General features: G+C 52.9%; 2 pseudogenes. Both read left to right on the top strand.

The window, feature by feature from the left end:
- Positions 1 to 463, top strand: a pseudogene (locus FDX22_RS19460) (ABC transporter permease subunit); the annotation flags it as partial.
- A pseudogene (locus FDX22_RS19455) lies at positions 460 to 579 on the top strand (amino acid ABC transporter permease); the annotation flags it as partial. The pseudogenes FDX22_RS19460 and FDX22_RS19455, both read left to right, overlap by 4 nt.

Raw genomic sequence — 579 nt, 5'->3', positions numbered from 1 at the left:
GATCTCGTCTTAATGCTGCTCATTTTCTACGGGTTACAAATTGCGCTGAATACCATTACCGATGCCATCGGTATCGGCCAGATTGATATCGATCCGATGGTCGCGGGTATAATTACGCTTGGGTTTATCTACGGCGCCTATTTTACCGAAACGTTCCGCGGTGCGTTCATGGCTGTGCCAAAAGGTCATATTGAGGCCGCGACGGCATTCGGTTTTACCAGCTCACNTGCCGGGGATTGGCAATAACTGGCAGGTCATTTTGAAGGCGACGGCGCTGGTTTCGCTGCTCGGACTGGAAGACGTGGTGAAAGCGACACAGCTTGCCGGGAAGAGCACCTGGGAGCCATTCTATTTTGCCGTCGTGTGCGGGCTTATCTATCTGGTGTTTACCACCGTGTCTAATGGTGTGCTGCTGTACCTTGAGCGCCGCTACTCCGTGGGTGTGAAGAGGGCTGACCTGTGATTGAGATTATTCAGGAATACTGGAAGTCCCTGCTGTGGACTGACGGATATCGCTACACTGGCGTTGCTATCACTCTCTGGCTGCTGATTTCGTCGGTGGTGATGGGCGGGATACTG

Origin of the sequence: Citrobacter sp. TBCS-14, assembly GCF_005280805.1 — a bacterium.
Classification (GTDB): Bacteria; Pseudomonadota; Gammaproteobacteria; order Enterobacterales; family Enterobacteriaceae; genus Citrobacter; species Citrobacter gillenii.
The sequence above is the reverse complement of the archived record's forward strand: the minus strand, read 5'-3'. Positions and strand labels throughout refer to the sequence as shown.